Source organism: Bartonella sp. 220B, assembly GCF_026930205.1.
Classification (GTDB): Bacteria; Pseudomonadota; Alphaproteobacteria; order Rhizobiales; family Rhizobiaceae; genus Bartonella.
The window spans coordinates 1-17770 of record NZ_JANHOI010000010.1 but is presented as its reverse complement, the minus strand read 5'-3'; the positions used below and the strand labels follow the sequence as shown (position 1 = coordinate 17770).

General features: G+C 36.9%; 15 protein-coding genes, 1 tRNA gene and 3 pseudogenes. 9 read left to right on the top strand and 10 right to left on the bottom strand.

What is annotated here, in order from left to right:
• The first annotated feature begins 37 nt into the window (after window positions 1-37).
• Genes NPX99_RS06805 through dprA form a run of 4 tightly spaced genes read left to right on the top strand, consistent with a single transcriptional unit; the run spans window position 38 to window position 4137 of the window.
• Window positions 38-1003, top strand: coding sequence for an aspartate carbamoyltransferase catalytic subunit (locus NPX99_RS06805; protein ID WP_269031124.1), 966 nt, complete (start codon window positions 38-40; stop codon window positions 1001-1003).
• Complete coding sequence (locus tag NPX99_RS06800; RefSeq protein ID WP_269031123.1) at window positions 1000-2304, top strand: dihydroorotase; 1305 nt, start codon at window positions 1000-1002, stop codon at window positions 2302-2304. Before NPX99_RS06805 ends, NPX99_RS06800 begins: the two co-directional genes overlap by 4 nt.
• Window positions 2305-2312: 8 nt before the next feature.
• On the top strand, window positions 2313-2948 hold the full coding sequence (gene plsY, locus NPX99_RS06795; protein WP_269031122.1) for a glycerol-3-phosphate 1-O-acyltransferase PlsY: 636 nt from the start codon (window positions 2313-2315) through the stop codon (window positions 2946-2948).
• On the top strand, window positions 2923-4137 hold the full coding sequence (dprA, locus tag NPX99_RS06790) for a DNA-processing protein DprA (protein ID WP_269031121.1): 1215 nt from the start codon (window positions 2923-2925) through the stop codon (window positions 4135-4137). Before plsY ends, dprA begins: the two co-directional genes overlap by 26 nt.
• On the opposite strand, the gene NPX99_RS06785 is transcribed toward dprA, so the two are convergent.
• Window positions 4067-4273 (bottom strand): hypothetical protein, encoded by a 207-nt coding sequence (locus NPX99_RS06785; RefSeq protein WP_269031120.1) that lies wholly within the window; start codon window positions 4271-4273, stop codon window positions 4067-4069. The two genes, dprA and NPX99_RS06785, sit on opposite strands and share 71 nt — an antisense overlap.
• A gap of 265 nt (window positions 4274-4538) precedes the next feature.
• On the opposite strand from NPX99_RS06785, the gene topA reads away from it, so the two are divergent.
• From topA to NPX99_RS06770, 3 genes and pseudogenes are all read left to right on the top strand, one after another.
• Window positions 4539-7127, top strand: coding sequence for a type I DNA topoisomerase (topA, locus tag NPX99_RS06780; protein WP_269031119.1), 2589 nt, complete (start codon window positions 4539-4541; stop codon window positions 7125-7127).
• A gap of 3 nt (window positions 7128-7130) precedes the next feature.
• On the top strand, window positions 7131-9407 hold the full coding sequence (gene rnr, locus NPX99_RS06775) for a ribonuclease R (RefSeq protein ID WP_269031118.1): 2277 nt from the start codon (window positions 7131-7133) through the stop codon (window positions 9405-9407).
• 298 nt (window positions 9408-9705) lie between these two features.
• Window positions 9706-10169: pseudogene (locus NPX99_RS06770) on the top strand (phage integrase central domain-containing protein); the annotation flags it as partial.
• 534 nt (window positions 10170-10703) lie between these two features.
• Here the strand turns inward: NPX99_RS06770 and NPX99_RS06765 are convergent.
• The 7 genes and pseudogenes from NPX99_RS06765 to NPX99_RS06730 all read right to left on the bottom strand — a co-directional run bounded on the left by NPX99_RS06765 (window position 10704) and on the right by NPX99_RS06730 (window position 16074).
• Window positions 10704-11098, bottom strand: a pseudogene (locus tag NPX99_RS06765) (hypothetical protein).
• A gap of 34 nt (window positions 11099-11132) precedes the next feature.
• The gene (locus tag NPX99_RS06760) at window positions 11133-11267 is read right to left on the bottom strand and encodes a hypothetical protein (RefSeq protein WP_269031117.1); all 135 of its coding nucleotides are present in this window, start codon (window positions 11265-11267) and stop codon (window positions 11133-11135) included.
• A 184-nt stretch (window positions 11268-11451) separates the two neighbouring features.
• Window positions 11452-12006 carry a biotin transporter BioY gene (locus NPX99_RS06755; protein WP_269031116.1) on the bottom strand — a complete coding sequence of 185 codons (555 nt, stop codon included), beginning with the start codon at window positions 12004-12006 and terminating at the stop codon, window positions 11452-11454.
• Window positions 12007-12042: 36 nt separating this feature from the next.
• Entirely contained in the window at window positions 12043-12657 is a 615-nt protein-coding gene (locus NPX99_RS06750) for an energy-coupling factor transporter transmembrane component T family protein (protein WP_269031115.1), read from the bottom strand.
• The gene (locus NPX99_RS06745; RefSeq protein ID WP_269031160.1) at window positions 12654-13334 is read right to left on the bottom strand and encodes an energy-coupling factor ABC transporter ATP-binding protein; all 681 of its coding nucleotides are present in this window, start codon (window positions 13332-13334) and stop codon (window positions 12654-12656) included. The genes NPX99_RS06750 and NPX99_RS06745 overlap by 4 nt, the downstream gene beginning before the upstream one ends.
• 37 nt (window positions 13335-13371) lie before the next feature.
• Window positions 13372-14802 (bottom strand): amino acid permease, encoded by a 1431-nt coding sequence (locus NPX99_RS06740; protein ID WP_442864054.1) that lies wholly within the window; start codon window positions 14800-14802, stop codon window positions 13372-13374.
• Between the two features lie 1065 nt (window positions 14803-15867).
• Window positions 15868-16074 (bottom strand): SlyX family protein, encoded by a 207-nt coding sequence (locus tag NPX99_RS06730; protein WP_269031113.1) that lies wholly within the window; start codon window positions 16072-16074, stop codon window positions 15868-15870.
• Between the two features lie 393 nt (window positions 16075-16467).
• Between NPX99_RS06730 and NPX99_RS06725 the strand changes: the two genes are divergently transcribed.
• Window positions 16468-16543: transfer RNA gene (locus tag NPX99_RS06725), tRNA-Thr, on the top strand.
• Between the two features lie 87 nt (window positions 16544-16630).
• Here the strand turns inward: NPX99_RS06725 and NPX99_RS06720 are convergent.
• Both NPX99_RS06720 and NPX99_RS06715 read right to left on the bottom strand, forming a co-directional pair.
• Window positions 16631-16834: a helix-turn-helix transcriptional regulator gene (locus tag NPX99_RS06720; protein WP_269031112.1), complete on the bottom strand. Its 204-nt coding sequence runs from the start codon at window positions 16832-16834 to the stop codon at window positions 16631-16633.
• Window positions 16835-16906: 72 nt separating this feature from the next.
• Window positions 16907-17191 (bottom strand): annotated as a pseudogene (locus tag NPX99_RS06715) (lambda exonuclease family protein); the annotation flags it as partial.
• 165 nt (window positions 17192-17356) lie between these two features.
• On the opposite strand from NPX99_RS06715, the gene NPX99_RS06710 reads away from it, so the two are divergent.
• On the top strand, window positions 17357-17770 hold a 414-nt coding region (locus NPX99_RS06710), incomplete at its 3' end, for an integrase arm-type DNA-binding domain-containing protein (RefSeq protein WP_269031111.1).

Genomic DNA, 17770 nt, shown 5'->3' with positions numbered 1-17770 from the left:
TGTTTAATCTGTTTAGAGAGAGATAGAAAAGAATGCTATGACTCAAGATACTTTTTTTCCCCTTTTCCCCCACCAACATCTTTTAGGCATTAAAGGTTTGCGTGTGCAAGACCTTAACACATTGCTTGATCGTGCAAATGCAAATGTTCACCTCTCTCAAAAAATTGATAAAACAAAATCTATATTATATGGACGCACTCAAATTAATCTTTTCTTTGAAGCTTCCACGCGCACACAATCCTCTTTCGAATTAGCAGGCAAACGGCTAGGAGCAAACGTGATGAGTGTGGCTATTGGCACCTCATCTGTAAAAAAAGGGGAAACATTGATTGATACAGCCACAACCCTCAATGCGATGAAACCAGATATACTCGTTATTCGCCATAGTTGTGCTGGAGCAGCTGCCTTGTTAGCGCAAAAAGTGGATTGTTGTGTCATTAATGCGGGTGATGGAGCCCATGAACACCCTACACAGGCTTTATTAGATGCTCTCACGATTAAAAGAACCAAAGGTCGTATTAAAGGATTAACTGTTGCAATTTGCGGAGATATTTTGCATTCACGTGTTGCGCGTTCTAATATCCTCAGTCTCAATGCTTTGGGAGCTCAGGTTCGTGTCGTCGCACCTTCAACACTCTTACCTATAGGAATTGCCGATATGAGTGTTGAGGTTTTTAACACGATGAAAGAAGGTCTTAAAGATGCTGATGTCATTATGATGCTACGCTTACAACATGAACGTATGACCGGTTCTTTTATTCCCTCTATTCGTGAATATTTCCATTATTTCGGCTTACATAAAGAAAATCTGGCTTATGCCAAAAACGATTGCATCATTCTGCATCCTGGCCCAATAAACCGTGGTGTAGAAATTGCATCTGACATAGCAGATGGACCACAAAGTATGATTCACACACAAGTAGAAATGGGGATCGCTGTGCGTATGGCTGTCATGGAGACTTTATTGGCTTCACGCCTTAAAGCAAGTGGAGAAAAAAAATGACCAAGCCAATTGTTTTTCAAAATGCTCGCATTATTGATCCATCACGTACAATCGATGAAATTGGCACTGTCATTGTTGAAAATGGACTGATTACAGCCGCTGGGAAAGAAGCCTTTAATCAAGGAATCCCCGAGGGGGCAGAGGTTATTAATGCACAAAACAAAGCAATTTTACCTGGACTTGTTGATGCCCGTGTTTTTGTTGGAGAACCAGGAAATGAACGCCGTGAAACAATTGCGTCAGCAAGCCAAGCGGCAGCAGCTGGTGGTATTACGTCTTTCCTTATGATGCCAGAGACACATCCCGTTATCGACAATGTAGCGCTGGTTAAATTCATTAGGCATACAGCACAAGAAATGTCATCGGTTAATATCTATCCCGTTGCTGCGATCACTCAAGGTTTTCAGGGACAAGAAATCACCGAATTTGGCCTGCTAAAAGATGCAGGGGCAGTTGCCTTTTCTGAAGGGAAAAAAACACTCCAAAATTCATCTGTTATGCGGCGTGCAATGACCTATGCACGTGACTTCGATGTTCCACTGATGCACGAAACACAAGATAGGGACCTCTCAGAACAAGGCGTTATCAATGAAGGACTTCTAGCAAGTTGGCTCGGTCTTTCTGGAATCCCTCGTGAAGCAGAAGTCATCTCACTTGAAAGAGATTTGCGCTTGGCCGCATTGACACAAACCCGCTATCATGCCGCACAAATATCGACAGCACTCTCTGTTGATGCACTTCGCTTAGGAAAACAACGAAGTGAGAAGATTTCAGCTGGCGTATCCATTCATCACTTGTCTCTTAATGAAAATGACATTGGTGAATATCATACTTCTTTTCGTTTTATGCCTCCATTGCGTACAGAAGAAGATCGTAGAGCAATGATTGAAGCAATAAAAGATGGAACAGTGGATATTATTGTCTCTTCTCATGATCCTCAGAGTCTTGATACAAAACATTTACCATTTAATGAGGCATCTGCTGGTGCCATTGGTATGGAAACCTTATTGAGTGCTGCTTTACGCCTTTATCATGATGAAAGCATCTCCCTTCTACGTCTCACTGAACTTTTGTCAACGACGCCCGCAAAACTCTTTGGACTCAATGCAGGAACACTCAAAAAAGGTGCTTATGCAGACCTTATTTTACTTGATCTTCATGAACCATGGGTCGTTTCTACAGAGAAGTTGTATTCATGTTCAAAAAATACACCTTTTGAAAATGCCCCCTTCCAAGGACGTGTTCTTGAAACCTTTGTCAAAGGGCGATCAATTTTTAAAGTCGATCAACAAACGAAATGAGATTTTTCATGAATGAAGGTGAAATATTTTTTCAATTTTATACATGGTTTGTTTTTCTGTTGTCTTATCTCATTGGTTCTATCCCATTTGGTCTACTTTTTACGCGTTTGGCTAAACTTGGCGATGTGAGAACTCTTGGTTCTGGAAATATTGGAGCTACAAATGTTTTACGCACAGGAAATAAAAAAGTTGCGGCTCTTACACTTGCTTGCGATATCTTGAAGGGAACTGTTGTTGTTCTTATAATAAAATTTTTAAGTAATCCAATAGAGAATGGTATTGTTATTTCACTGGCTGGCTTTTTTGCCTTCTTGGGACATCTTTTCCCCATATGGCTTAAGTTTAAAGGCGGCAAAGGTGTTGCTACCTATCTTGGTGTGTGCTTAGGGCTCTACTGGCCAGCAGCAATTGTTTTCATTGTTGTATGGATGGTGATTTTTTTATGCACACGCTATTCTTCATTATCCGCACTCATTGCTGTGGTTATCACTCCAATCTTTTTTTATTTTTCCTATCCTTATTTCTATGCGCATTGTATGCTGCTGTCTATGAGTATATTGGTGATTATAAAACATCACGCCAATATCGTTAGATTATTAATTGGGAAAGAAAACAAGATTGGCACGCAAAACGGGGACAAATAAAGGAATCCTGCTCACAGATCGTCAACGCCTAAATTGGTTACGGTTGTTGCGGAGTGAAAACATTGGAGCAGTAAGTTTTCGCAATCTCATTGATCATTATAAAACAGCAGAAAATGTTTTAGCTGCACTTCCTGAACTGAGTAGAAAAGGTGGGCTTTCTACATCTCTTCGGATAACAACGATAGAAGATGCAGAAAAAGAAATGCAAGAAGCCGAACGATTAGGTATTCGCTTTATCGGTATAGGAGAACCAGATTATCCAGCCTTTCTTAAGGTGATAGAAACATCACCACCGCTTATTGCCATAAAAGGTAATGTTTCCGTTTTTCAGAAACCTTCTGTTGGTATTGTAGGATCTCGAAATGCATCAGCAGCCGGAAGAAAACTCGCTGCTCAATTTGCTCATTTTCTTGGAGAGGCTGGTTTTACAACAATTTCTGGACTTGCTCGTGGAATTGATAGCATTGTGCATCAAGCAAGCCTATTAACAGGCACAGTCGCAGTAATGGCTGGTGGTATTGATCATATCTATCCTCCTGAAAATAAAAAACTCCATGAAGATATTATCGCTCATGGAGGAGCAATTATTAGCGAAATGCCTATTGCTTGGAAACCCCGCGCTATCGATTTTCCAAGAAGAAACCGTATTATTGCAGCTCTCTCACTTGGACTGTTGGTTGTAGAAGCAGCTACACGATCAGGTTCCTTAATTACCGCACGTCAAGCTGCCGAAATGGGACGTTTGATCTTTGCCATTCCAGGATCTCCACTTGATCCAAGATCTATTGGCACAAACAATCTTATCAAAGATGGCGCGTTGCTCACCACACATCCTTCTGATATTATAGAAGCACTTACACCATTAACCCCAACTCCTACACATTCTCAACTCAATTTTTTTGAGGAATCAGCTTCTTTACAATTCGAAAAGGAGTGTTTTAATTTACCTGATGAAAAAGCCTGCAGCCCCTCTCCATTTCGAGATGATAAAGAACGCACAGCTGTTCTTTCCGCTCTTTCAACAACACCAATTGATTTAGACACACTCAGCACCCATTCAGGTGTTTCACTCCCAAATCTTTACCTCTTGCTGGTGGAGCTCGAGCTTGCTGGAAAACTCATTCGACACTCTGGTGGTTATGTGTCATTGTCGAGTTTGGATCTTCTCCAAGAGCCTCAGCACTATTAATAATGCTTTGTCCTTCTTTGGCAACCATATCCAAAAGCAACGCCAAAAGCGGGCTATGTGCTTGACGCGCCATTTGATTCATTTGCTTCGACATATCTGTAATATATTGGATAACTTTTAAATGATTTATAAACATAATCCTCTATCCCTGAGTATTTCCCCTCCTGTTTCTCAATAGACGTTATCTTAGTATTTCGCCGTATGTTATTGTATTAACAGTGGAAAATAAATCGTGTAATTCTATATAGGGTGTATTTTAATAATAACAATTACAAGTTGTACAATATTAATGTTTTTTATATGGCTAATGTTTTTTTATGTGCTCTTAATAAATTGCCATTAGCTATTCCTATGAAAGGAGTTTATAAGGAAGATTTTTATTTCAACATTCGGGTAAAATTATGAATATCGTTATCGTTGAATCTCCAGCAAAAGCAAAAACAATTAATAAGTATCTTGGATCTCAATACAAAGTCGTCGCATCATTTGGACATGTTCGTGATTTACCTGCAAAAGATGGCTCCGTTTTACCCGATCAAGATTTTTCTATGAAATGGAGTGTAGATTCTACTGCTACTAAGCGCTTAAATGAAATAGCAAAAGCCGTCAAAGAAGCCGATAGTCTTATTTTAGCAACGGACCCTGATCGTGAAGGGGAAGCCATTTCATGGCACATTCTGGATATTCTTCGTCAAAAAAAAGTTTTAAAGGATAAACCTGTTAAACGGGTTGTCTTCAATGCTATTACCAAAAAGTCTGTCCTTGATGCCATGAGCAATCCGCGTGATATTGATACATCACTCGTGGATGCCTACCTTGCACGTCGTGCTCTTGACTATCTTGTTGGTTTTACACTTTCTCCTGTTTTGTGGCGTAAACTTCCCGGTGCACGTTCAGCTGGTCGCGTTCAATCCGTTGCTTTGCGTATTATTTGTGATCGTGAGTCAGAAATAGAACATTTTATTAAAGAAAATTATTGGTCTATTACAACAAACTTAAAAACTATTCGAAATGATGGTTTCCAGGCAAGATTAACAATGTTTAATCAAAGAAAGATTGGCAAGCTTGACATTCAATCTCAAGAACAAGCAGATCAAATTCGCATTATGTTGGAGGAAGCAAAATACCGTACACTCAGTGTTGAAGCAAAACCAACAAAGAGAAATCCTTCTCCTCCATTTACAACATCCACTTTACAGCAAGCAGCCTCTTCAAAACTAGGATTTTCAGCCTCTCGTACTATGCAAGTTGCTCAAAAACTTTATGAAGGTATTGAAATGAATGGTGAAATGGCAGGGCTTATCACTTATATGCGTACTGATGGTGTACAAATAGCACCAGAAGCCATTGAGACGGCACGAAAAGTGATTCATGAAACCTTTGGTAATGACTATATTCCTGAAAAAGCACACCTCTATTCAACAAAAGCAAAAAACGCACAAGAAGCGCATGAAGCTATCCGCCCAACAGATTTTCAACGCACTCCCGATCAAGTCCGAAATTTTCTTGATAGCGATCAAGCAAAACTTTATGAGTTAATATGGAAGCGCGCTATTGCTAGCCAAATGTGTTCTGCTGAAATTGAACGTACAACGGTTGAAATTGAAGCACAGAAAGGAGAAAACTGCGCAAATTTACGTGCAACGGGCTCTGTTATTCGTTTTGATGGCTTTATTTCTGTCTACGCTGATCAACGAGAAGAAGAAAATAATGAAGAAAATGAAACAGCACGTTTGCCGCAAATTAACGTAGGCGAGTCGCTTACAAAAGAAAAAGTTGAAGCTATACAACATAGCACAGAACCACCTCCCCGTTATTCTGAAGCTTCCTTAATTAAAAGGCTTGAAGAACTAGGAATTGGCCGACCTTCAACCTATGCATCTACATTGTCCACACTTTGTGATCGTGGATATATTGTTATGGATAAACGAAAGCTTATCCCTGATGTGAAAGGACGCATTGTTACCGCCTTTCTCGAAAATTTCTTTAATCGCTATGTAGAATATGGTTTTACAGCAGATCTTGAAGAAAAACTGGACCTTATATCGGATGGAAAACTTTCTTGGAAAGATGTAATGCGTGATTTTTGGGATGAATTTAACGCATCTATTACCAATATAAAAGAACTCCGTATAACCAATGTTCTTGACGTTTTAAACGTAACATTAGCACCTCTCGCCTTTCCTATCCGTGAAGATGGAAGTGATGTCCGTTCTTGTCCGCTTTGTTCAAACGGTCAGTTATCTTTAAAATTAGGCCGTTATGGTGCATTTGTTGGTTGTTCTAATTATCCTGAATGCAAATATACCCACCAACTTGGAACAGACACAGGAGAAGAAACTGATGCCATGCGTCATGATGAACCACTTATGCTTGGTATTGATTCTCAAACAGGAAAAGATATTTCTCTTCGTAATGGTCGTTTTGGACCCTATGTTCAACTTGGTGAAGGCAAAGAAGCTAAGCGTGCGGGGCTACCAAAAGAATGGAAAACAGACAATATAACTCTTGATAAAGCCTTGTCCTTACTCTCCCTCCCCCGTGAAATTGGTGCGCATCCTGAAACAGGAAAAATGATCACAGCAACCATCGGACGTTATGGCCCCTATCTGTCACATGATGGCAAGTCTGCTCCTCTTCTTCATACAGATGAAGTTTTTGATATTGGTATTAATCGCGCTGTTACAGTGCTTGCTGAAAAACAAGAGAATAAAACAACGCGCAGCAGAACATCCCCCGCAGCACTTGCAACATTAGGGGAGCACCCAAATGGAGGCGCTGTTACCATACGCAATGGACGATATGGTCCATATGTTAATTGGGGCAAAATTAATGCAACATTGCCAAAAGATAAAGAACCAATTAGTGTAACACTCTCAGAAGCGCTAGAACTTATATCAGCAAAAGAATCTGGTAAAAAAACAACCGGGAAAGCTTCCAATAAAAAAATAACAACAAAAAGGGTTTCTTCCAAAAGAAAAGAGAAATGAATTTTGGCTACAGGCGCAAAAAAAACAAAACATTTACAATCAGTTAATGTGAATCCCCTGCCCAGCAAGGCGGAAATTCTTTTCTTTATTAATGAGAATCCTGACCGATCAGGTAAACGTGATATCGCTAAAGCTTTTAACTTAAAAGGCGATTCTCGTATCTGGTTGAAAAGTGTATTACGTGAGCTAAAAGATGAAAACCTCATATCAAAACAGCGTAAAAAGGCAATAAACAAAGGAAAGTTACCACCGATTTCTTTGGTAAAAATTAGTGGACGTGATAAAGATGGAAGTTTGATTGCACAACCTCTTGAATGGGAAAATGATGAAAAACCAAATGTTGAAATACATTCTTTTCATCGCATAAAAGGAACAAGTGTTGGTGTTGGAGATCATGTTCTTGTAAAAATTTTTCGTAATAAAACGGACTCCTCTTATACAGGGCGTCTTATTCGTAAGGTTGATGTATCACCAAAGAGTATATTTGGGGTTGTGCGAAAATTAAAAACGAATCAATGGCGCCTTGACCCTATAGATCGTAAAACGAACGAGCTTATTATTGATATCTCCGACACATCTTCAAAAGTAAAGATAGAATCTGGCGATTTTGTTGAAGTCGAAATTAAAAAAAATACTGGTTATGGACTGAAAAGCGCACAAATAAAGAATATTTTAGGACATATTGAGAGTGAAAAAACGCTGTCAATGATTTCTCTTCTTTCAAAAGGAATTCCCTATATTTTTCCTGAAGATGTTCTTGAGCAAGCAAAACATATAAAACCTGCCAAGATAGAAAATCGTGAAGATTGGCGACAATTGCCGCTTGTTACAATTGATCCTCCAGATGCAAAAGATCATGATGATGCCGTTTATGCAACAAATGATAAAGATCCTGCAAATCCTGGCGGTTGGATTATTGTCGTCGCAATTGCGGATGTTTCTTACTATATAAAAACGGGAAGTGCTTTAGATAAGGAAGCATTAAAACGGGGAAATTCTATTTACTTTCCTGATCACGTTGTGCCAATGCTACCAGAACAAATTTCTAACAATTTATGCTCTTTACGTGAAGGAAAAGAAAGACCGGCTTTAGCTGTTCGTATGATTTTTGATTCAAAAGGTCATAAACTAAGACATAGTTTTCATCGAATTATGATGCGTGTGGTAGCTAAGCTCTCTTATCAAGAAGTACAATTAGCCACTGAGGGAACAATAACAAAAAAAACTGCTCCTCTTATAGAAAATGTCTTACAACCATTATGGCAAGCTTATGGGTGTTTAAAAATCGCACGAAATCGCCGGCAACCGCTGGAACTAGAGTTAGAAGAAAAAAAGATTATTCTTGATCAAAATGGATGCATCAAAGATGTTGTAAGTGAGGCATATCTAGAAGCACATCGTTTGGTTGAAGAATTCATGATACAAGCGAATATTTCCGCTTCTGAAACATTAAAAGAATATCATCAGCCCCTCATTTATCGTATCCACGATAAACCCTCTCTTGCAAAACAAGAAATACTGCGAAATTTCCTTCAGAGTTTAGGTATATCACTCTCTCGAGGTGTAGAACTTACATCAGCACGCCTGAATAGCATTTTAGCAAAAGTCATGAATACCCAACAACAAGAATTGGTCAATCAGGTTATTTTGCGTACACAATCTCAAGCCGAGTATAATCCTAAAAATATCGGACATTTTGGTTTGAACTTATGCAACTATACACATTTTACATCACCGATCCGTCGTTATGCTGATCTTATTATTCACCGCGCACTCATTAAAGCCTTAAAATTAGGGAATGATCCATTAACGGAAACACAAGAACAAAATCTTGCTGAAATAGCTACCCAAATCTCTTTATATGAACGTCGTGCAATGATAGCTGAAAGAGAGACCATTGATCGGCTTATTGCACATTATTTAACCAACAAAATAGGTCGTATTTTCACAGGCCGTGTTTCTGGTGTTACAAAAGCGGGTCTTTTTATCTCACTAGATAAACTCAATACGGATGGTTTTGTGCCTATTTCTACTCTTAAAAATGATTATTATTATTTTGATGAAGTACAACATATTCTTGTAGGAAAGCGTAGCCACAAAGGCTATCAACTCAGTGATAAAGTAGAAGTGAAACTGATAACAGTACAGCCTTTTGCTGGTGCTTTATGCTTTGAGCTCTTAACAAAACCTCGACCCATAGCTTTTTCATCTACATCCTACCATAAGAGCAAATTCATAACGAAAAAACGAAGACAACACTTTTATGGGAAAAACTATTAATTAAATATAAAAATAATAAAATAGAAAAAATTTAAACAGATAAATAATATTAAATTTATTTTTTATGTATAAAATTATATTTATATTATTGAATTAAAAATAATATAAATATAGATGAGATTTATCTGTTAAATAAATTGAAAAATATATGTTTATTTCATTATAAATAAAAACTTTACATCAGTCGAATGAAAAAAAGCATAATGAAGCTCTCTTTATACTAAAGAGTTTTGAAACTTCTAACTGATTTTTTATCTGCAACCATTACAATCATTGGTATTATTAGAAGAGCATTGAACAAGACATTGCTTTAGATACTTTTGAACATCGTAAAGCAGAACTCAAACATGATAGTAAAGATAGAGGCTGGTTTCACATTTAAAACTTCATATTCTTCCCAAATTAGGCTGTCTACCGGTTTCAGAAATTACACAAACCGATATACGCAATATGCTTACCCCTATCGGCATCAAAAGCTGGAGTAGCTCGTGCTGCACTAAACCATCTTAATCTTTGTTTCAAACATGCTGCTGCATCGGGATTGGGTGTTGATTTACAAACAACAGAAAAAAACTCTCTTAGGGAAACAACGCCATAAAATCAAAAATATACCTGTTATGGATTGGAAAAGATATACTGGCTTTTTATAAAACACTTTGCAAGACATCAACTATAACACAACTTGTTTCGCGATTGCTTCTTACAGCTGTTCATAGCAAACCCTTGTATCATATCCATAAAGATCAAGGTGAAGATGATATATGAACCATTCCTGCTGATTGTCTCCAACCAAAGTATTAAAGGCTTATCTATAGAAATTGAGATTCGTATTGTCAGCTAACCATGCACACCTTCTTGTTTGAAAAAATACAGCATATTCCCCAATACCATGCCACCGCAGCTGGTCCATAAAGTTCTAATCCCGTTTTATCATAATCATACACCAAATCTTTTTCTTCTTGTGTGGAATTGGTCAAACCCCAAAAGTTATTTTCCAAAAACTTTTGATACCCTGCGACCATCAGCCCTGATATAGCAAGTCTGCTTGAGGAAAGATAACAAAATAAATCGGATCATTTTTATTTTAGCATGTTGAACCGCATAAACAGCGGCCTTTTCAGGCAGTGTAAAATCCCATCAAATGAAACAGGAACCGTGCCATCAGCGTTCTGTAAATGCTGCTTATCCTCAGCTGTTAAAGGATGCGATTGGAGAAACAATCCTGCCATTTTAAGCGAAAGCAAAAATAGCAGGGCTGTGCATTATCACCAGTAAGACTTAAGGTGCGCATTCATCTTATTCTGGATGCTTTTTACAATAAGGGCTATTCAAACGTCTTTCAACACTTCTTTGAGGCATAACAGCACCAGACAGCACCAGGGCGATAAACGGGAGGTTGTCCTCTTTAAAAGTATAACACCACACCCCTCTCCATCATCTTTATAGCGGAATCCTGCTTGAATCATACAAGCATCAATTATTGCTTTTGCATTAATGCTTAGCTTTCTATTTTCTGGTTCATCATCATAAGGCGTTGGCATTCCACATTCTAATAGAGCTTTTCCTACCGCAGTAAAATCTGCACTTGGTTTCTACCACATACTCAGAGCTCCTAGAGCAGGCTGAGCGATATTAGATCTAGCGATACTTAATAAAGTGCGTGTACTTAATAGTTTAAACGGTATATTCATTTTTTTCTTCATCAATAACCTAAACCTACATTATCTAAAATCGAATAAACTGAATAAATCGGTAGAGTATGAGAGGTTCCATAACGCCCATACACTCTTTACTCGCCTTACCATAACAATTATCGGTACTAGGATCAGCACCAAATATCGTTTCCCCTTGCTCTTTCATTGGAAGTGCTAGTGGAAATAATAAATAAAGTGGATTGAACTCCACCTTATAAATAGTCGGCGGATTGTGGCAAAATCCTATAGCAATGGGATTAAATAGATGATTTTGTAAATAAATATGATCTTTTTTCCCATCACTTACAACATGTTCTTTTATCTTACATATTTTCTTTGTTTAAGTGAAATTACCCTTTTCTGGATACAATAAGAGGGACAGATTTTTTAACTGTAAGCGCTACAAAGGATGCTATCAACACTTTCAGAAAATCGCCAATCAAAAAACCTGATGTACTTATTAAAGCTGTCAGCAAAGGAGTCTGAGTAACATAAGCCATCCATGGTATTCCAAAAAGGAAAACAATCCCAACACCACCTACAGCATTTATTACAAACAATGTTATAAAATTTAGCCGCCGCCAAAACAACTCAACCATAAAACCAATAAAAAATGCAGCAAATGGAAAACCTATCAGATAACCACCCGTAGCTCCTAAAAAAACACTCATTCCACCACGACCATTAGGCAAAAGAGGTAACCCAATTGCAATAAGAACAAGAAAAAGAAGCGATGCTAAAGCGCCTCTTTTTGCTCCGAGTATAGATCCTGCTAGCATCGGTCCCATCGATTGTGCTGTAATAGGAACTCCAAGAAGAAAAGGAAGGAAAATAGGAGGAAATAAACCCAAAACTGCATAAATAGCAGCAAATAGGGCGATATAAGATAAATCTTTTGTATTCATTAAATTATTCCTTTACTGTAAATGTTTATATCGACACTAGACTTTACTATCAGTAGTACTGTCATAACAGCGTGCTTCTAAGGCTTCAGCTACCTCTGAAGCCATCTTGATAGTTCGTATAATAAGGGGCATTGCAAGAGCGAAAATGTTGCTATCAAATCCGCGCGCGCGCTGTGCTTCACGTACTTCATAAAATTTCTCACTCAAAAGAGGGATAAACCTGATCGCCATGGAGATAACCATACTTACTTTTGATGGGTTTATACCAAAACAACGAAAATGCTGAAGCCCTACTTGAATCGAGTCAACCATATCTGAAACTTTTGTCGTGAATGAAATAAGTAGTGATAAAGAAAAAAGAATAATAAGGCGTAATACAACCTCAACACCTTCAAGCCAATTCTTAAAAAAAACTTGAAAAACAAATATAAGTATTAAAAATAAGCTCATAGATTTAAGCTGTTTTACAACATTGTTGAAAGAGATCTTTGCAACTCTATACAACAAAGCCACAAACAATAAAAACAACGAGAGCACAGCTACAGATGAAACCATGAATAGAGTGGTTCCACATACTGCAAGAAATAACAATTTAATACTTGGTCTAAGCCTATGCAGAAATGTATCTTGATGAAGATATAAGCCAATCACGACATTCTTCTCGTATATTCTTTGATAGCAACAAAAGGTACATCATCAACAACTATTTCCCCCTTATCAAAAACCAACACTCTATCAAACTTTTTCAAAAACTCCAAATCATGTGATACGACAATCGCCGTTTGTGATAATTCTTCTATAACTTGCGTAATACGACGCTTATTTTGCAAATCAAGTAATGTTGTTGGCTCATCAAAAATAATATAATCGGGTTTCATCGCTACTACACCCGAAATGGCAACTAATTGTTTTTGTCCACCACTTAATAAATGAACCGCATGATTTCTGAAAGCTTGGAGATCATAGCGTTGTAGAATTTCATCTACACACTCTTTAATTTCATCTTTACTAAGTTTTAAATTCTTAAGACCAAATGATAAATCTTCTTCTACTAATGGCAAAACAATTTGATTATCCGGATTTTGAAAAACAAATCCTATTTTACGCTTTACTGCTTTTGCATCACGCTTTGTATCAAGCCCATCAACGCTTACAAAACCATGAGATGGTAACTGCAACCCATTGATAAGACGAACAAATGTACTTTTTCCAGAACCATTTGCACCAATAATAGCGATTCGTCTTTCTGTAAGCTCTACAGTAATATCTCTTAAAACGCACAAATCACCAAAAATTTGTGTAACATTATTAAATTTTATGATCCCCAAGGCTTCTTCCAATCACTCCCCTTATGTTACTCTAATGCTATCTCTTAAGCTTATAGCCTAAAAGCAAAAGCAAACACCACAGAGGAATGATAATAACCGACAAGCTCATATCAGGCATCTGTGCAGGAATATATGATTCAAAAAAGGTTACTCTCATTCCTAACATATCAAAAATTTGAACCATTAACCCATCTTTTCCAAAGCCACTTAAAAACATAATGCAAAATAATAAAGCAAGAAAGAAGAGGCAAAGATAGTTAGCGTAAGGATATAGGCCAAACGCATAAATAAACGATCCTTCTTTGTCCTTATGTGCTCTTCTAAACTTTAAATGAACGATAACAATAATAGCCCAAGTAATAACTGCTGCTGCGGTTGCAAGAGCCATAATCCGCATAAAACTATTATCGGGAACAAGAACATTAACAACAACAATTATCGCAGTACACAACGATGAAAAAAGGATCGCAACATAAGGAATATGAGCAGCATTAAGCTTACTAAAAATACGTGGTGCATTTTTTTGTATTGCTAAACTATAAAGCATGCGACCATTGGAATAAATACCACTATTATAGACCGAAATAGCAGCCATAATCACCACAAAATTCAAAATATGTCCAGCTGCGGGAATTCCAACAGTTGTAAAAATAGTGACAAAAGGACTACCATCTTTTCCAATCGTATTCCACGGACTTATCATCATAATGACGCCAATAGAACCAACATAAAAAATGATAATTCTCCACATTACTTTACGAATAGCAATGGGTATTGTCTTTCGTGGATTTGATACCTCTCCCGCAGCAATACCAATTAATTCTGTTCCTCCAAAAGAGAACATCACTACGCATGTAGCCAAAACAACCCCTGTTACACCATAAGGAAAAAAACCACCATGGGCCCAAAGATGATGAACTCCCACTTGATATCCATCTATTCCGGTGAGAATAAGAAAAATTCCAAAAATAATCATACCAACAACGGCAATCACTTTAATCAAAGCTAGGAAAAATTCAAATTCGCCATAAAAACGAACATTCAACAAATTAACCAATGTTACAAGCAAAAGAACGATAAAAGATGACTTCCAGTGATCAATCAAAATCCAATGATCAAGATAAAATCCCACAACCGTAAGTTCAGTCATACTAACAAGAATATAAAGAAACCAATAATTCCAACCTGTTATGAAACCAGCTATCCCCCCCCAATATTTATAGGCAAAAAAACTAAAGGCACCTGATGTTGGCTCTTCTACTGACATCTCACCAAGCATTCGCATGATGAAATAAATAATAAGTCCTCCAAAAAGATATGCTAGAATAGCTGAAGGTCCAGCTAATTTTATAGACTCTGTTGACCCATAAAAAAGACCTGTTCCAATAACCCCACCTAAAGCAATCATTTGAATGTGACGATTTTGGAGATTACGCTTCAATTCATTGTGCTTTTCCTCAAACATCATTCCTCCCTCATCATCTTTGTTATCTTTATCTTTGTTAAATTTAATCTAAATTTTTAAGATAAAATACCCCTCGCTTTTACGCATCTTTTTCAAGAAAATAGGAGCAATGTAAACTTTTTTGGGATCATAATGCAACCCCTTATTTTCCTATGTATTATGTAAATATTCCGCTAAAATTATAGGAAGAAGTATGCTCCGCCCTTTATTCAAATTAATGACTTTAATTTTCTTTACACTAACAATTATAATATTCGCTATTGATAGTATACACTCTGTGAGAACATCACATTGGGTCACCACCCCTTTTAATAAAGTGCTAGCAAACTTTCTGCAAACAGACATCTATTGTCTTAACCAATTTCTACATAATACCGTACCAACTTTTTTATCTTCAATTTGTATTACTTTTACTTGTTTACCAGCATGGATTATCTTTAGTGCTTGCGCAATAATATGTCGCATCTTGAATTACGAGAAACATAAACCTTTTTATAAAAAAACATATATAGAAGGAAAATATATTTAGAATTGAAAAAATTCCTTTAAAATTTATTGTATCATATACAACACACCTTTGAGAATTTTATTCTATCAAAATGGCTGAATAGGAATAACTTAAAAGCGCCTTATTTGCATAATATCCACTCAGCTCATAATTGCTATAGAGAACTGCAATGTTTACTCATTTTCATTAATTTTCTGTATTTAATCTTTTTATTCCATCTATAAGGAAAGCCTGTACAGAGAGAAAATATGTTAAGAGCTGATTACTAATTTCCTCCTCGAAAAGTTTATTCTGTTTTTCAGTACCATGAATTGCATATGGGAAATGCCTTCCGCAGTAAAGTTAAAATTTTTTTCAAATAATGAAAGGAAATTCTGAATTCTTATAAAAGGCTATCTTATACTCTTAATAGAGCGCTTTAAATAAAAAACTGGGCACTAAATAACTATAATTGCGACGAAAATTCACATCATTATAGTTTGCACTTTATTATATTTTGAAAAAAATCAAAACGTGATTACTGGAAAAATTTGAAAACTTCAAAAAAATATCTAACACCTCTATTGATGAGATGAAGATAGAATAATATCCTCAAAAACTTTCTGTTCTTCTAAATCCGAAAATTTCTTCATTAAAACATTAATTTTTTTAGATACCTCATTCAAACTTTTCCATTGTTCCGTTACCACGTAAGAAAGCTCGTCAATAAGCTTTTCCTGATAAGTTAGCTTCGTTTCTAATTCTATTAGCCTATTTTCATCCGACATGACTTTTAACTCCATCTTAAATAGAAAAACATATTTAAGTTATTAAGTCCTCTTTTTATTCTTATTTTTATAAGAATGAGAAGTCATTTTTCCACTCATTCCACTGATCTTATCTTCATATAATAAAGGTTGATGATATTTTTTACTCCCCTAATCATTCAGTCAATATTTTTTTCTTTGATAGAAGAAAATATCTTTATAAAAATATCCTGCCATCATTTTCTCCTCTCCAAAGAAAAATATTGTTCTGTTCTTAAGCCCTTGTATTTCCTTCCTCCTCCCTCAATAATTACAGCATATTATAAATTATTGAAAAAAATGCATACTTGCTTTTGTATGTACTTTTGGCTATTACCCTCAAACTGGCTGTTATCTCATTATATATAAACCTAGGCCGCATTAGCTCAGTTGGTAGAGCACATCATTCGTAATGATGGGGTCGCTGGTTCGAATCCGGCATGCGGCACCACTTTTTGCTTTGAATATATTGAAATATATAGATTTTTTCTTTAATTGGCAATTTTCAGACCACCTTCTACAATTTATACAACTTTATCTATATTGTTCTTATTTGCTCCTTATTTTTCTTTGGAGTGAATGCCAAAATCTCTTTCTTTCTCCACCTCACTGCTCTATCTAGTTTATAGGGTTCAGGAAATGCTCCTTGAAGCACCCAATTGCGAATCGTTGTTGTTGATACGCTAAAAAGCTCTGCACATTCGCGTGTCGTCACATATCTATCGCCATCATCAAATATCATCTCATGACCTTTCACTCTTTTATGTTATATAATGGGTGGGGGTGCTGGGAGGAGAGAGCACCCCCCATAGAGTTAAGCAGCTTTTGTCAAAATCTTTTTCATGTCTTGCTCTATTTCTGCTAAAAAGGCTTCAACAGCTTTATTAATCTCCTCAATGTGTTCTTCATCACGGAGGATGCGTTTGATTTTCATTCTCAAACCAGTAGATCTGCCTAAAAATTGCAGATTATAACTAATGAAATGACACCATTTGCGTCCTGTGCATGCCATTTGGAATTGCATCCGTGCGTGATATTCAGGCTTGATTTCGTCATACATAAAAAAACGAAGATGCGTCGTTGACTGTGAACAACGCATTGATTTATAAAGATAATTTACTGTTTTGCATATTGAATTAGACCCCCGAATATCCTAAGATTCTCTCATCTCAAATCATTTCATTTTGAATCAATCAAAACCATCCCCTTGCACATCACAAGCGGGGCTGATGTGTGGGTAAAAACTCTAAAGAAAGGAGTAAAAATGCCTCTTATGAATCGTCTTAATGCAAGGGCTGTCGCAACATTGGGGGCTGGCAAATATAATGATGGTGCCGGCTTGTTACTTCATAAGCGTAAAGATGGTGGTGCTCAATGGATTTTACGTTATACCATTCACGGTCGCCGTCGCGAAATGGGCTTGGGTACTTTAAGAGATGTCTCTTTAAAACAAGCCCGTGAATTGGCAACTGGGTGGCGTTCTGTTTTGCGTGAAGGTCGTGACCCCATTAAAGAACGTGAGAAACAAAAACGCGAAGCAATGCGTAATCTGCATTATTTAAAAGATATTGCTTTAGATACTTTTGAAACGCGTAAAGCTGAATTAAAAAATGATGGGAAAGATGGAAGTTGGTTTTTACCTTTAAAACTTCATATTCTCCCCCAATTAGGCTGTCTG

Bases quoted from the DNA above. Each gene is read 5' to 3' on its own strand.
- NPX99_RS06805 (WP_269031124.1), top strand. From the start codon at position 38: ATGACTCAAGATACTTTTTTTCCCCTTTTCCCCCACCAACATCTTTTA.
- NPX99_RS06800 (WP_269031123.1), top strand. From the start codon at position 1,000: ATGACCAAGCCAATTGTTTTTCAAAATGCTCGCATTATTGATCCATCA.
- plsY (WP_269031122.1), top strand. From the start codon at position 2,313: ATGAATGAAGGTGAAATATTTTTTCAATTTTATACATGGTTTGTTTTT.
- NPX99_RS06785 (WP_269031120.1), bottom strand. From the start codon at position 4,273: ATGTTTATAAATCATTTAAAAGTTATCCAATATATTACAGATATGTCG.
- topA (WP_269031119.1), top strand. From the start codon at position 4,539: ATGAATATCGTTATCGTTGAATCTCCAGCAAAAGCAAAAACAATTAAT.
- NPX99_RS06760 (WP_269031117.1), bottom strand. From the start codon at position 11,267: ATGAAAGAGCAAGGGGAAACGATATTTGGTGCTGATCCTAGTACCGAT.
- NPX99_RS06755 (WP_269031116.1), bottom strand. From the start codon at position 12,006: ATGAATACAAAAGATTTATCTTATATCGCCCTATTTGCTGCTATTTAT.
- NPX99_RS06740 (WP_442864054.1), bottom strand. From the start codon at position 14,802: ATGATGTTTGAGGAAAAGCACAATGAATTGAAGCGTAATCTCCAAAAT.
- NPX99_RS06730 (WP_269031113.1), bottom strand. From the start codon at position 16,074: ATGTCGGATGAAAATAGGCTAATAGAATTAGAAACGAAGCTAACTTAT.
- NPX99_RS06720 (WP_269031112.1), bottom strand. From the start codon at position 16,834: ATGATATTTGATGATGGCGATAGATATGTGACGACACGCGAATGTGCA.